Below are 15,145 nucleotides of genomic sequence, written 5' to 3' on the forward strand. Positions count from 1 at the left end.
TAGTACCACGAAAAAGCCTTTTTTCAAAAAGCTTCAATGAAAAGCTGCGCAACCCTGTGGAATGTCCCGTAAAATAGCAGCGCACTCGCTATGGAGTACTGCAAAATAATGGAAGAGATGAAGCAGAAAAGTATTGATCCAAGAAAGCTCGCAATGGCTTTGGAAAAGCCAAGTCTTGGTGCTCGGAGACTTTGACCCAGTCATAGTCGCATGACTTGTCATTGACAGCATCTTCTTTCTGATTACAAATATATACTTTAATGTGAAGGAGACGATGTGAGAGGCGGTGATCAGGAAGGATAATTTCATCTACCACAGTCCAGTCTTTCAGGCACATAGGTAAAGTTTTTGGCGACTCACTTACATCTAGAGGAAGCTGATAGAGACCTTTCCAAATACCAGACTTTCCACGACGTTCAACAGCAAAACGGCCATCATGGATATACAGATAAAAATATAGGTATCTCTCAGCAACTTGAGTGCGTTTTTCTTTCCGGGGAAGCAGGTTGACCAAGGTGGTGCCACGGCTTTGACACAAAGAACAAACAGGGCAATCCTCGCAAGAGGGGTTGCGCGGCGTACAGACGAGTGCTCCCAAGTCCATCATGGCTTGGTTGTAGTGAGAAGGAAAATTGGGATCCAACAAAAGATTAGCTAAATCGGCATAGTACCTTCTTCCCGGCACAGTATCGATAGGATGCTCGGATCCCATAAGCCGACTAAGTACTCGGTAGACATTTCCATCGACGACAGCCAATGGATAGTCGTATGCAATACTCATAATTGCTGCTGTAGTGTAAGGGCCTACCCCTTTTAGAGAGGCGACCCCATCAACTGTATTCGGGAACACGCCGGCATAGCGCTCCATTATCAACTGTGCTGAATACTTGAGGTTGTGCGCTCTAGAGTAGTATCCCAGCCCCTGCCAAAGTACCAACAAGCTGTCATCAGAAACACTTGCCAAGGCCTTTACGTCGGGTAAAGCATTGATAAAACGTTCATAGTATGCACGGCCCTGTACGACTTGAGTCTGTTGTAAAATAATCTCAGAGACCCAAATTTTGTATGGGTCTTTGGTTCCACGCCACGGTAGGTCACGTCCGTTTAGACGGAACCACTCCAAGAGCATACGCCGAAAAGAAAGCGCAAAGGACTCAGAAATCGTCGAATTCTGAGTCGCCTTACGCTTTTGAGGTTTGATGATCAAGGAAAAAGATCCCTCGATTACATTCCATAGAGTCCATCACTGATGGACTCGTGTCTGCTTACCCTACGGATAGCCTCCGCAAAAAGCGGTGCCACAGACAAACACTTGATATTGCTACCGCCTTTGTGGTAGGGGATTGAATTTGTGAACAGCATCTCGGTAAGAGCACTTTGCTCTATTCGTGATGTGGCAGGATCACTCATAACGGCGTGAGAAGCAAGGGCTCGTACAGATTTTGCTCCATTTTCCATCATGAGGTTTGCCGCTTTAGTTATCGTACCGGCTGTATCAACAATATCATCAATCAGGAGGACATCTTTACCCTCAACATCGCCAATAATTCTCATTTCCGCCACGACATTTGCCTTGAGTCTCAGCTTATGACAAATCACAAGAGGAACGCCAAGAGCTTTGGCATATGCATTGGCCCGCTTTGTACCCCCCACATCAGGGGTCGCAATGACCAAGTTATCGCGGTCAATGTTGTCGTTGATATACTCCGTAAAAATAGTCGAGGCATACAAGTGATCCACCGGAACATTGAAAAAGCCTTGTATTTGATCGGCATGAAGATCCATGGTAATCAGACGGCTAATTCCGGCAGTCTGTAGCAAGTCTGCGATCAACTTAGCTCCAATAGAAACTCTTGGTTTGTCTTTGCGGTCTTGCCTAGCCCACCCGAAATAGGGAATCACAGCTGATATATAGTGTGCACTTGCACGCTTTGCTGCATCTATCATCAGCAAAAGCTCCATCAGATTATCCGAGGAGGGATTGGTTGACTGCACGAGGTAGACATCTTTTCCGCGGATGGACTCCTCATAGTTCACCGCAAACTCTCCGTCAGCAAAGCGGTCAACACGCATTTTTCCCATTTCACAATTGAGATTCTTACAAATCTCCTCGGTAAGGTACAAACTATTTGTCCCGGAGAAGACCAAATAGTCGTTGTATATCATAGACATGGTAGTAATTGGGGATTTTTATATTACTTTACAAGAGTATTGCTCACTAGATCTGCTGACTTTTTATTTTTTGTTGCCACTTCCATGCATTTCTTAGAGTCTCATCAAGTGGCCTTACAGCTTTCCAACCAAGTACAGTATTAGCACGAGTTGGATCAGCCCATACTTGTTCAATATCACCTTCACGTCTTGGTCCTATCTTGTATGGCACTTTGACGTTGGTTGCTTTTTCAAAGGTATGGATAAGCTCCAAGACACTCACACCACGCCCTGTACCGATATTGAAGTATTCCACCTTATCTTCAGACTCATTTTTGAGCATCCTCTCAATGGCTTTCACATGAGCTTTTGAGAGATCTACCACGTCAATGTAGTCACGTATGCATGAGCCATCCGGAGTGTCGTAGTTGTCACCAAAAACGGTCAATTCCTTGCGCACTCCGGCAGCCGCCTGAGTAAGGTACGGAACTAGGTTTTGGGGGACTCCGGTAGGGAGCTCACCGATAAGTGCCGACTCATGGCCTCCAATGGGATTAAAATACCTTAGGATAACAGCTTTATAAGGAACACCTGCGTGTATCGCATCCGCGATGATCTCCTCATTTATCTGCTTGGTATTGCCATAAGGTGATGTAGCAGGGAGTATCGGAGCAGACTCAGTGACCGGCAACATCTTTGGTTGTCCGTACACTGTACAGGAGGATGAAAAAACGATCCCTTTGACAGAATGCCTTTCCATGACCTCAAGCATATTTAGCAAAGAGGTTATGTTATTTCTATAGTACAAGAGGGGCTTCTGTACCGACTCGCCAACAGCTTTGCTCGCTGCAAAGTGAATGATCCCAGAGATGTTCTTTTCCTCGGAAAAAATCCTCTCCATAGCATCTAGATCGTTGCAAGACTCATGGTAGAAGGTTGGTCTTTTTCCCGTTATCTTTTCGATACCGTCTAATACAGACGGATTAGAATTGGACAAGTCATCAACGATGATCACATCGTATCCGGCTTCAATAAGCTCAACTGTGGTGTGAGATCCAATGTACCCCATTCCGCCGGTGACGAGTATGCTATGCTTGCTCATTATATTGGTTGTGTTAATGTGGTTGACGTGTAGTTTTCTAAATACTTACTCTTAGAGACAAAGGTAAACAAAAAAGACTTGATCTACACGAGTCCCGTAAATCCCATAAAAGCTAGAGAAAGGATCCCGGCCACAATGAGAGCAATAGGAGTTCCCTTGAATGACGCCGGTACAGCTGTTTTGTCCAACTGTTCACGAATAACAGCAAACACACATATCGCTAAAGCATATCCCACTGCAGTGGAGACTGCATAAACAAGTGCTTTGGAGAGATTATAGTCCTTTTGAATTACCATAATCGCGACACCAAGGATAACACAGTTCGTAGTGATAAGAGGTAAAAATACACCCAAGGCCTGGAACAAGGCTGGTGATACCTTTTTTAGGACAAGCTCAAGCATCTGTACTAGAGAAGCTATGACTAGGATAAATGCAATGTTTTGCATATATCCTATTTCAAATGGATCAAGGATGAGCTTTTGGATAGCAAATGTGACCAAAGTAGCTAAGGTCAGGACAAAAGCTACAGCGGCTCCCATGCCAACCGCTGTTGTCAACTTTTTTGAAACGCCTAGGAAAGGACAAATCCCAAGGAACTGGGAAAACACCACATTGTTGACAAGAACAGCAGTAATGAACAAAACAAAATACTCCATGTCTTTTTTGGGGGGCTATGCCTTTTGGCGGTTAGAGAAATAATTTTTTGTGGCTATGAGCATTCCAAGAGCCAAAAAGGCCCCAGGTGCGAGGATAAAGACCAGGACTCCATAGTCAGCCGGCAATATTCTGAAATTAAACAAAGTTCCATTGCCCAGCAATTCACGAATACATCCTAGGAGAGTCAAAGCCAAAGTAAACCCAAGCCCAATACCCACACCATCAAGCGCAGAGTCCAAGACACCATTTTTTGCTGCAAAGGCTTCTGCACGTCCAAGAACAATGCAATTGACGACAATCAGGGGCAGGAAAATACCCAGTGCAGAGTAGAGTACGGGCACGTATGCCTGGAGAATCATCTGCACGACCGTGGTGAAAGTTGCAATCACTACTATAAAGGCAGGAATACGCACGGTATCTGGAATAAATGCCTTGATCAATGATATAACGCAGTTGGAACAGATGAGTACAAAGGTAGTGGCAAGCCCCATACCTAGACCATTAGTCGCACTGGACGTGGTACCAAGCGTAGGACACATTCCGAGGAGCAACACAAAGGTGGGGTTCTCCTCAATGATACCGTTGAGTATGATTTTCAGTTTGTTCATTTCGATAGAAGGTTTTGGTCTAAGGCTAGCTGAAAGGCGGTATATGCCTTGTTCAAAGCATCAAGAAAAGCTCGACTAGATATTGTGGCAGCAGTGATGGCATCTACCGTTCCCCCATCTTTTGCCACAGCAAGTGGGGTAGCCACGGACATTCCCGGAACATAGTGCTGTGTGCCCTCTTCGTGAAAAAAGTGGTCCATTTTAGCTCCCAGACCGGGAGTTTCTGCCTGGTAAAGCACCGTGTAATCAATGATATTTCCTGCCATATCCAATCCCACAAGGACCTTTACATCTCCAGCAAAACCATTATGGGAAACGGACTCCACGGCTACACCCTGAAGGGCTTTGTCTTTTCGTGCCGGATAGATCACGAGTTCATCATTATCTAGCGTGACGGTAACCTTTTCTTCGTATGGGGAATTATCAAACTCCGGTGTCACCTTACTGATTCCCTCCAGAAGGGTCTGTTGTTCTTGTGCGCTAATTGTCGGCTTGGTAACCAAGTAAACAACTGCGAGCAGTGCCGCTGCAACACAACAGATTGTTGTGAGTGACAGCAACATATTTGGCAGGGTTGAGGCTAGTTTCTTCATCTATTTTTGGATTAAATTACCGGCTCCAAAAAGTTTTGGGGAGGTAAAGCGATTGAGCATTGGGGTAAAGGCGTTCATGATCAGTATCGCAAAGGACATACCTTCGGGATAAGCGCCGAAAAGGCGGATAAGCATTGTTATCAGTCCTATTGCCACACCATAAATGATCTGCCCTGATTTGGTCATTGGAGAGGTCACATAGTCTGTGGCCATAAATATCGCACCGAGTAGCATACCACCACTTACGATGTGAATCAACGGAGATACGTATAGTGTCGGATTAATAAGGTGCATGATTCCGGCAAATAGATATGCTGTAAGCAGTATAGAGACCGGAATGTGCCAAGTGATAATTCGTCTTATAAGCAGGTAGACAAATCCCAGCAACAAGGCAATGGCCGAAACCTCTCCCAGAGATCCAAGCATTTGCCCAAGTACCACGTCCCAGGCGGTACTCAATTGGTCAACGCTAAACCCTTCGGTTCCCTTGGCAATCCCTTTTACTATAGCCAGTGGGGTTGCAGAACTCACTGCGTCAGTGGCTTCCATCAACCTTCTTGGAGCCGGCCAAGTCGTCATCTGTTGGGGAAAAGATACCAACAAGAAAACACGGCCCAAGATAGCAGGGTTGAATATGTTGTTGCCCAAGCCACCAAAAGCCATTTTACCCAAGCCAATTGCGACAAGTGCACCGACAATAACGATCCATATCGGCAAGTTGGCAGGGAGGTTCATGGCCAACAGGAGGCCGGTAAGAAGAGCGGATCCATCCTGAATAGTGAGTTGCTTTTCCCGCAATAAGTACCGAGCAATCAAAAACTCAAACACCAGACAGGAGACAATCGACACAATGGTTAGCAAGAGTGCATCAATCCCGAAAAACAGAACCGATGCCACGAGAGCCGGCAGGAGGGCTATAATCACCCCATACATGTTTTTCTCGATGGTGTCACCACTGTGGATATGTGGTGATGGCGACACGAGCAATGACTTCAACATCTTTTTTAATCGCTATTCTAGTGTTATTTTCTTGAACGAATAATCCCGCCCACAATCTGTTTTCCTTGTCGGATACGATCCAATAGCGGACGATTGGCTGGACATGTATAGCTACAGCTGCCGCACTCTATACAATCCATTATATGATTTTTCTCTAGGGTTTCCCAGTCTTTGAAAACCGTATCTCTCATTAGGAAGGCTGGGTTGAGCCCCATAGGACAAACATTTACGCACTTGGCACAACGAATACAGTTTCTCATTGGCTTGCGCTTTGTCTCCTTTTCATCAAGGAATAGGATTCCACTGGTTCCTTTAGTGACCGGCACCCCCTCCTCTACCAAAGCCTTTCCCATCATGGGGCCTCCGCTGATTATTTTCGCGGTACCCTCAGGTACGCCCCCGGACATTTCGATAAGTTCGGAGGCTGAGGTTCCCAACCTGACAAGATAGTTGGCCGGCTGTGCAAGGTGTTTTCCTGTCACCGTGACGACTCGCTCAATGAGCGGTTTATTCTTTTGTACCGCCTCATATATAGCATAGACCGTGCCTATATTTTGGACAATTGCCCCCACAGAGATTGGGAGCTGTCCACTCTTCACTTGCCGATGTAGGACGGCATCTATCAACTGTTTTTCTCCTCCCTGTGGGTACTTTACCTTGAGTGGTTGGACCTCAATCCCTGAGTACTCCTGTGCAAGCTCCGAGAGGTGCTGTATTGCATCCGGCTTATTCTCTTCTATGGCTATTACTACTCGCCCGACCCCCGTAGCTTTCATCAGGGCTGTTGCGCCGATCAGGATCTGCTCACCCTTTTCCAGCATGAGACGGTGGTCGGCAGTCAAGTATGGCTCACACTCCACGCCATTGACAATGATCACTTCGGGGGTCATTCCTTTTGGGGGAGTGAGCTTCACGTTTGTCGGAAATGTGGCACCTCCCATTCCCACAATTCCACACTCATTGATGCGAGAGACGATATCCTCCGCTGCAAGCTTCACCTCTTTTTCCAGGGTTTCGCTCCTGTCTATCCCTTCTTCCCATACATCCTCACCATCGGACTTGATCGTAATGACGGTTTTTTTGTACCCGGATGCATCAACCACCTCCTCGATCTTGTGTACTTTTCCGGATATGGATGCATGTATATTTGCAGACACAAAACCGGCAGACTTGGCAATCAAGGTTCCTACCTTCACGGCATCCCCCCTTTTTACCACAGGCACAGCCGGTGCACCAATGTGTTGCGAAATCGGAATCTGCACACTCTCGGGAAGAGGCAGTGCCACAATAGGGGTCCCGGACGATAGCTTATTGGCACACGGGTGAATACCCCCTATCCTAAAAGTCTTAGCCATAGATATTTTAGTATCGATTTTTCAGATTACTCTCTTGCGTATTTACCTATTCCCTAAAGTCTACGATAGGGTCACCTCCTCCGCTTTCGCTTTTTCTTGCTCAACTTTCTTGGGAAGCGGGAAATTGAGTTCATGTATTGCGGATGTAGGACAAACAGTGGCACACTTACGGCACTGTCGGCACTTGACATCATCTATATAGGCCAGATTGTTCTTTATCTCAATAGCCTCAAACTCACACTGCTTGAAACACATACCACAGCCAATACAAGATACCGCACACGCTTTTTTGGCGACAGGGCCTTTTTCTTGGTTCATGCAGGCCACATATATCCGCCTGTTTTTGCGTCCCTTCTTTCGTAGCTGCAGAATCATCTTGGGGCACGTCTTCACGCACGCACCACAAGCAGTACACTTATCATCATCCACCACGGGTAGCCCGGTGATAGGATCCATATGTATGGCATCAAAGTCGCACACCAGTGTACAGTCCCCCATGCCGTAGCATCCCCACGAACATCCGGTCTCTCCACCATACAGTTGCGCAGCGATTGCACAGGAGTGAACACCGTCATACAGGTTGGTACGAGGCCTATTCGCACAACTCCCATTACAGCGCACGACCGCCACTTTGGGATCCTCCTTCTTCACTGAGCGTCCAAGGACTTCAGCCACTCCGGCCATTGTATCATTTCCCCCTACCGTACAAAAAAGCCCATCCAGAGTCTCCGATTCCACACAAGCTTTGGCAAAGCCTGCACACCCCGGGTAGCCACACCCTCCACAATTTGCCTGAGGCAACAAAGCATTTACTTCGCCTATCCGAGGATCCTCAACTACCCTGAAGTGTTTCGCCACGGTAAACAACAAAACCGAGCTAATGGCTCCGACTAGTGACAGAAAAAGTATTGTTATTCCAACAACCATGAGTGAATATTTCTTGTTTGTTTTTATTTCGTCAAAGTGAGGACTAGAGTCGTTGCTCTACAGGCTCAGCCCAAAACACAAGTTTGCGATCAATATACCCACGACAAAGATACACCCCTCCCCAATACATCAATAGCAGAGCAAGCAATACCAACGCAATCGCTAGGTCTTGTACAGCACAACCAGTGAGTACAACAGCCACAATCAACATCAAAGCCAGTGGTGCCACAAAGGCAAGCAATACCGCCCTCAGGGTCATACTCTCCTTGGCGACCAACAACACAGTATCACCCACCTTCACTCCGTCGGGATAGTCTCTGACAGAGACCATGCGCTCGCAAGACTCATGCGATGTACAGGCCGCACGAGCATGACAGCCACTACAGGCAGACTGCTGAATCACCCGTACATCTATTCCCCCCGCATGCACCCCGCATACAATTCCTTTTACGGCATCCATACTAAGTTCAAACCCAACACAGCGCTCAAAATCATCATCGGCTCATTTCACGATAGCACGATCAATAGCGCTATATTTGCTTTGTGGTCTTAATACCCATTTGTAGGTATTTCTTTACTCCGTGCAAAAGTACCTATTTTTTACAACAAACAGGCCCAATGAAAATGCCCCCTTGCATTGTCTGTACTTTTTTCTTTTATGGAACAAAGCAATCGCCTCTATCCGTGAAAAGTTTTGCTTCTATCCGTGAAACTGATCGCTTCTACCCGTGAAAAAACCGAACAAACACAACATATTGTATTTCAATATATTATAAGCGTTTTGTTTTCCCATGAAAAACAGGCGTTTTTCACACGGTAAAGGGTGTCTCATTGAGAAAAGAGCTTTCACTTGATTATTTCAGGAAATAACGGTACTTTTGGTGTGTATGGTGTACTAATATATGCCCTTTAATCACAAGTGTAATGACGGACACGACCGAACATTCATATGAAGGACGAGAAATACACTCTCAAAAAAGCATAACAAATGACACCTGGACTGTGTCCCCGATAAATAACATACCTATGAGCTACCTAAAATTTGATCGAGCCATAATGACCAATCTTCGCGAAGCCCTTGACAAAGAAGTCCTTCGGCGAAACGACAGGGGGGCGATAATGTGTACCACTCTCGTAGGTTGCAACACACGAAAGTATCATGGAATGTTGATTGTTCCGGATTTCAATGCCGGGAACCCCGCTCGCCTACTGCTATCCTCGCTAGATGAGACGGTCATCCAGCACGGTGCGGAGTTCAACCTTGCGGTACATAAATACACCGGTGACCACTTCAGCCCCAATGGGCACAAATACATTCGAGAGTTTTCGGATGACAAAAGCATCAAATACATTTACCGGGTCGGAGGAGTAATACTATCCAAAGAGATTATCCTTGCTGCGGACAAAAACCAATTGCTTGTCAAATACAAGTTGCTTGAGGCACACTCTGATACCACCCTGCGGCTTCGGCCGTTCTTGGCGTTCAGGACCGTTCGCGAACTGACGCATGAAAACCCGGCGATTGATTGGTCTTACACAAAGGAGGATCAGGGTCTGTCTCTTTGTCTCTACGATGGATTTCCGAGACTCTACATGCAACTTTCAAAAAACGATGTAACCTGGAACCATCAACCTCTGTGGTACAAAAACTTCTTTTATGACAAGGAGTTCATTCGTGGAAATCCATGTACAGAAGACCTTCCAACCCCGGGATACTTTGAATTTGGCATAAAGAAAGGAGAAGAAATCATTTTCTCAGCATGCGATACAGCGATAGACAGTGCATCGCTCAAGCAGTGCTATATGAACGCATATGAAGCAGCCAAGCCTATTGAGACCTATGTGGACTGTCTAAAAAATGCCGTGACACAATGTATCTTCAAACCCGATGATGAGCACACGTACCTTATCGCCGGGAGCCCTTGGTTTGGGCCACGCATGCGTGACACACTGGTGAGCTTGACAGCCGCAAGCTTCGGGACCGGTAACCCTCAACTTTATGACGAAGTGATGGCGACCATCATACCAGCCCTATGGAGCTACCTAGATGAGGGTAAGGAAGATGCCATCATCAAGGGAATATCACAACCCGACTCAATACTGTGGCTGGTCAACTGCATACAGGACTACTACCGATGGGAAGGTACCGAAAAGACACTCACCAAATATGGAGACACGATCAAGCGTGCGATGAACTATATCTGGGAAAACAAAATACCCATGATGGAGGTGCGAGAAAACACACTACTCTATGCCGAGCCATCAGAACTATCGGAGCCTATCACATGGATGGACAACACCATTGATGGCTGGCCCGTGGTAGATCGACGTGGCTACATAGTGGAGTACAATGCTTTGTGGTACAACAACCTTTGTTTTTACCGAAACATTTTTGACCTGAAAGATCCGCACTTGGACGACTATATTGATCGCGTGTCAGAAAGTTTTGTCAGAGTTTTTGTCAACGAGCATGATTACCTCTTTGACTATGTTGCTGACAACAAACCAACAGACTGGAGCGTCCGACCTAACCAGATCTTTGCAGCCGGACTTTCGTACTCCCCCCTTTCGCGCAAACTGCAACGTACGGTCCTAGACATCGTCACGCGCGAACTAAAAACGCCAAAAGGGCTCCGGACACTCAGTCCCAAGAGCCCCTACTACAAAGGGTACCTAAGTGGTGCCATCAACGATCGTAGATATGCCTATATGCAGGGCGGAGTCTGGCCATGGCTTATCTACTACTACCTTGGTGCATACCTCAAGCTTTTTAGGCGCGAAGGGATTAATTTCGTGGATAGGATGCTGATACCATTTGAGGAGGAGGCTAGATTTCATGGCATATCGTGTGTCTCTGAAATGTATGATGGTACACCACCTTATAGCGGAAGGGGTGCGATATCGTTCCTGATGAGCCTGACCGCAATTCTAAGAATCCGGACACGAATAGATGAGTATTTAAGTCAAGGAACTGAAGATATTTTTAACCTAAGTCTTACGAGCCACCACGTCTCCTCTCCTGATCACAATAAGGCTCGGAGTACAGATCACGAAAAACAGGAATAGTAATGAGAGCATTGATGTTTGGCTGGGAGTTTCCTCCTCACATATCGGGTGGATTGGGGACAGCTAGCTATGGACTGACAAAAGGATTGGCTGAGCAACCTGACGTGGACATAACGTTCGTGATGCCACGCCCATCCGGCGATGAGGACACTTCGTTTATGCGAATTATTGGGGCATCAGAGGTTCCTATTGTCTACCGAGATGTCCCATACGACTACGTACAAGAGCGGATCGGAAAAGTCATGGACCCTGAGCTATACTATAGACTCCGGGATCATATCTATGCGGACTTTAGCTACATGCTAACGAATGATCTTGGTTGCATAGAGTTTTCGGGAAGGTACCTTGACAACCTATATGACGAGATCAACAATTACTCAATTGTTGCCGGAGTCATTGCTCGCTCAGAGCACTATGACATCATTCATGCTCATGACTGGCTAACCTATCCATCCGGGATTCACGCCAAACAAGTGCTGGGGGTTCCACTTGTCGTACATGTGCATGCGACCGACTTTGATCGTAGCAGAGGAAATGTAAACCCACGAGTCTATGCCATTGAAAAAGACGGAATGGATCACGCTGACCACATCATGTGCGTAAGCGAACTTACGCGCCAAACCGTCATTGAGAAATACCACCAAGACCCCAGAAAAGTCACAGCTGTACACAATGCAGTCACCCCTCTAGATCCCTCTATCCTTGCAATCCAAGACAAGAAAGGAGTAAAGGATAAAGTAATCACCTTTTTAGGGCGAATAACGATGCAAAAAGGGCCAGAGTTTTTTGTGGAAGCAGCAAGTCGCGTCCTACAACAAACAGAAAACGTAAGATTTGTAATGGCTGGCAGTGGAGATATGATGAATGATATGATAACCTTAGCCGCTGAACGGGGTATATCCGACCGCTTCCACTTTACCGGCTTCATGAGAGGACGGCAGGTGTACGAGATCTACAAGGCAAGCGATGTGTATGTGATGCCATCCGTTTCTGAGCCATTCGGGATATCCCCTTTGGAGGCTATGCAGTGTGGCATCCCCTGTATTATATCCAAGCAGAGTGGCTGTGCCGAGATCCTAAAGTACGCTATAAAGGTAGACTACTGGGATGTAGAGGAGCTGGCCAATGCTATGTACGGCCTTGTCTCATATCCGGCCTTGCATGAATTCCTATCAACAAAAGGCCTGGAGGAGGTAAACAAGATAACCTGGACAAAAGTAGGAGAGAAAATAAGAAACATATACGATAGCCTAATCATCAAGCACTAACTGCAGAATAGGCAAGAGTAACAATATACTGGATGGTACCATGACAACAAGCAACAAGAACATTAGTTTTGTATTTCAAGTACACCAACCATTTCGACTAAAGCGCTACCGCTTCTTCGATATAGGCAATGACCACTACTACTTTGACGACTTCCTAAACGAAGATATCTTCCGACGTATAGCAGAGCAATCCTATATACCGGCCAATAAAATGCTCCTTCAGATGATCAAAGATAGTGGATATCGTTTCCGAGTGGCTTTTGCAATATCCGGTGTGGCCTTGGACCAGATCGAAATGTATGCTCCTGAGCTTATTGACAGCTTCACAGAACTCGCCAAGACCGGCTGTGTGGAGTTTTTAGGCGAAACATATGCACACTCTCTGGCATCCTTAGCAGAGGACAAGAAGGAATTTCGGACTCAAGTAGAGCAACATGCCAATAAGGTTGAACTCATGTTCGGACAGAGGCCACAAATCTTTAGAAATTCAGAGCTAATATATGACGACTCTATCGGCCAAAGCATTTTTGACATGGGATTCAAAGGAGTAATCACAGAGGGAGCCAAGCATGTACTAGGATGGAAGAGCCCGAACAAAGTCTACAAAAGTGCGGTTACCTCAGATCTAAAGATCCTACTGCGTAACGCTCGCCTAACAGAGGACATCTCCAAGAACTTTTGCAACTACGGATGGAATGAATACCCACTTACCGCTGACAAGTATGCAGCGTGGATTGCAAAAGACCTCCAAGAAGGTGATGTAGTCAACATAGACATGAGCTACGATGTCATCGGATCCGGTAATCCCTCCGACTCAGGTATCTTTGACTTCTTCCGTGCACTACCGGCATATCTAGGACGAGAGGGTATAGGCTTTGCCACCCCATCCGACTCAATCAAGAGCCTTCAACCCAAAGACACACTCTCAATTCCCGACACGATCTCATGGTCCGAAGAAGAAAAAAACACCAATAGCTGGCTGGGAAATGTGATACAGCGAGAAGCATTCAACAAGACCCAAGAGTTTGCAGAGCGCACGCGCCTTTCCAAAAATAGAAGATTGCTTCAGGATTGGACTTACCTACAAAGTAGTGACCACTTTTACTACATGTCCTCAGAAGCCGGAGACGTCAGGCTATTTAGCCCATACGATAATGAGTATGAAGCGTTCAACAACTATATGAACGTCATTAGCGACTTTCACCTACGTGTAGAAGAGCAATACCCAAGCTCTATCGAGAATGAGGAACTAAATGCCCTATTGATCACCATTCAAAACCAAGGAGATGAGATCTCTGAGCTCAAACAAAAGGTAAAACAGCTTGAAGCAGAGAAAAAGCTAACCACCAAAAAGGGAGGCAAACAAAGTGAAAAAGATCGATTGGGCTAATCTTGGGTTTGGTTATTATCCTACCGATTACAATATAAGGTGTTGCTACAAGGATGGCAGATGGGGTGACCTTGAAGTGTCCTCCGACCCAACCATAAGCATACATATGGCGGCGACATGCCTTCATTACGGCCAAGAGGCATTTGAGGGCTTGAAAGCATACAGGGGAAGTGACAACCAGGTCAGACTATTCCGTGTGGAAGAAAACGCCAAGCGGCTAAGACGCTCGTGCGAAGGGATTATGATGCCTCCATTTCCCGAAAAAACATTTATTAAAGCAGTAAAATTATTAGTCAAAAAAAACATAGACTACGTACCTCCCTACGAAAGTGGAGCATCACTTTATATTCGTCCTTTGGTCATAGGGATCGGAGCCCACGTAGGCGTCAGTCCGGCCATTGAGTATATGATGGTCATGTTTGCAAGTCCGGTAGGTCCATACTTCAAAGATGGGTTTAGTCCCACACCAATGGCGATTGTGCGTGGTTATGACCGTGCGGCACCTCTCGGAACCGGTGCAATAAAGGTTGGTGGCAACTATGCTGCAGGACTAAAAAGCGGGGCAATAGTTCACGAAAGAGGCTACTCTGCAGTTGTTTTCTTGGACTCCAAAGAGAAGGAGTACATAGATGAGTGTGGAGCAGCCAATTTTTTTGGGATCAAAGGCAACAAGTACATTACCCCAAAGTCAGCATCCATTCTTCCGTCCATTACCAATAAAAGCCTGATGCAAATAGCCAAAGACTTAGGGATGGAAGTTGAACATCGACCGGTGCACGTATCGGAACTATCCGAATTTGATGAAGCCGGAGCGTGTGGCACGGCCGCTGTTATCTGTCCAATACTCAAGATAGACGATCTAGACACCGGGCAGTCATATACTTTCTCCAAAAGTGGCAAGGCCGGTCCAATCAGCACAGTACTGTACAAAACCCTTCTCAGAATACAGCATGGAGACGTGGTAGATACTCATGGTTGGGTCACCATCGTTGAGCCATAGTAGGAGTCGTTGAAAAGTCGGGGAGGAAC

At 46.3% G+C, this 15,145-nt stretch carries 14 protein-coding genes; 4 read left to right on the top strand and 10 right to left on the bottom strand.

Annotated features, from left to right (window positions below):
• Window positions 1-88: 88 nt before the first annotated feature.
• From mutY to AC1EK1_RS01695, 10 genes are all read right to left on the bottom strand, one after another.
• Window positions 89-1,207, bottom strand: coding sequence for an A/G-specific adenine glycosylase (mutY, locus tag AC1EK1_RS01650; protein ID WP_480305300.1), 1,119 nt, complete (start codon window positions 1,205-1,207; stop codon window positions 89-91).
• Between the two features lie 17 nt (window positions 1,208-1,224).
• The gene (locus tag AC1EK1_RS01655) at window positions 1,225-2,166 is read right to left on the bottom strand and encodes a ribose-phosphate pyrophosphokinase (protein WP_480305301.1); all 942 of its coding nucleotides are present in this window, start codon (window positions 2,164-2,166) and stop codon (window positions 1,225-1,227) included.
• 52 nt (window positions 2,167-2,218) lie between these two features.
• Complete coding sequence (galE, locus tag AC1EK1_RS01660; protein WP_480305302.1) at window positions 2,219-3,253, bottom strand: UDP-glucose 4-epimerase GalE; 1,035 nt, start codon at window positions 3,251-3,253, stop codon at window positions 2,219-2,221.
• Between the two features lie 83 nt (window positions 3,254-3,336).
• Window positions 3,337-3,909 carry an electron transport complex protein RnfA gene (locus tag AC1EK1_RS01665; RefSeq protein ID WP_480305303.1) on the bottom strand — a complete coding sequence of 191 codons (573 nt, stop codon included), beginning with the start codon at window positions 3,907-3,909 and terminating at the stop codon, window positions 3,337-3,339.
• A 15-nt stretch (window positions 3,910-3,924) separates the two neighbouring features.
• A complete protein-coding gene (gene rsxE, locus AC1EK1_RS01670; RefSeq protein WP_480305304.1) occupies window positions 3,925-4,518 on the bottom strand; it encodes an electron transport complex subunit RsxE in 594 nt (197 codons plus the stop codon).
• Window positions 4,515-5,111 (bottom strand): RnfABCDGE type electron transport complex subunit G, encoded by a 597-nt coding sequence (locus AC1EK1_RS01675; RefSeq protein ID WP_480305306.1) that lies wholly within the window; start codon window positions 5,109-5,111, stop codon window positions 4,515-4,517. The genes rsxE and AC1EK1_RS01675 overlap by 4 nt, the downstream gene beginning before the upstream one ends.
• A complete protein-coding gene (locus tag AC1EK1_RS01680) occupies window positions 5,112-6,110 on the bottom strand; it encodes an RnfABCDGE type electron transport complex subunit D (protein WP_480305307.1) in 999 nt (332 codons plus the stop codon).
• Window positions 6,111-6,133: 23 nt separating this feature from the next.
• On the bottom strand, window positions 6,134-7,465 hold the full coding sequence (rsxC, locus tag AC1EK1_RS01685) for an electron transport complex subunit RsxC (protein ID WP_480305309.1): 1,332 nt from the start codon (window positions 7,463-7,465) through the stop codon (window positions 6,134-6,136).
• Between the two features lie 60 nt (window positions 7,466-7,525).
• The gene (locus AC1EK1_RS01690; RefSeq protein ID WP_480305310.1) at window positions 7,526-8,392 is read right to left on the bottom strand and encodes a Fe-S cluster domain-containing protein; all 867 of its coding nucleotides are present in this window, start codon (window positions 8,390-8,392) and stop codon (window positions 7,526-7,528) included.
• Between the two features lie 43 nt (window positions 8,393-8,435).
• Window positions 8,436-8,852, bottom strand: a complete 417-nt coding sequence (locus AC1EK1_RS01695) for a SoxR reducing system RseC family protein (RefSeq protein ID WP_480305312.1) — start codon at window positions 8,850-8,852, stop codon at window positions 8,436-8,438.
• Window positions 8,853-9,418: 566 nt separating this feature from the next.
• On the opposite strand from AC1EK1_RS01695, the gene AC1EK1_RS01700 reads away from it, so the two are divergent.
• From AC1EK1_RS01700 to AC1EK1_RS01715, 4 genes are read left to right on the top strand one after another with little or no spacing between them, the layout of a single operon-like run.
• Window positions 9,419-11,458 carry a glycogen debranching enzyme N-terminal domain-containing protein gene (locus AC1EK1_RS01700; RefSeq protein WP_480305313.1) on the top strand — a complete coding sequence of 680 codons (2,040 nt, stop codon included), beginning with the start codon at window positions 9,419-9,421 and terminating at the stop codon, window positions 11,456-11,458.
• Window positions 11,459-11,460: 2 nt separating this feature from the next.
• Window positions 11,461-12,726: a glycosyltransferase family 4 protein gene (locus AC1EK1_RS01705; protein ID WP_480305314.1), complete on the top strand. Its 1,266-nt coding sequence runs from the start codon at window positions 11,461-11,463 to the stop codon at window positions 12,724-12,726.
• Between the two features lie 40 nt (window positions 12,727-12,766).
• Window positions 12,767-14,116 (top strand): glycoside hydrolase family 57 protein, encoded by a 1,350-nt coding sequence (locus AC1EK1_RS01710; RefSeq protein ID WP_480305315.1) that lies wholly within the window; start codon window positions 12,767-12,769, stop codon window positions 14,114-14,116.
• Window positions 14,094-15,116 (top strand): branched-chain amino acid aminotransferase, encoded by a 1,023-nt coding sequence (locus AC1EK1_RS01715; protein ID WP_480305316.1) that lies wholly within the window; start codon window positions 14,094-14,096, stop codon window positions 15,114-15,116. The genes AC1EK1_RS01710 and AC1EK1_RS01715 overlap by 23 nt, the downstream gene beginning before the upstream one ends.
• Window positions 15,117-15,145 lie beyond the last annotated feature (29 nt).

The sequence above is a fragment of the Porphyromonas sp. C0026D3 genome, assembly GCF_056590775.1.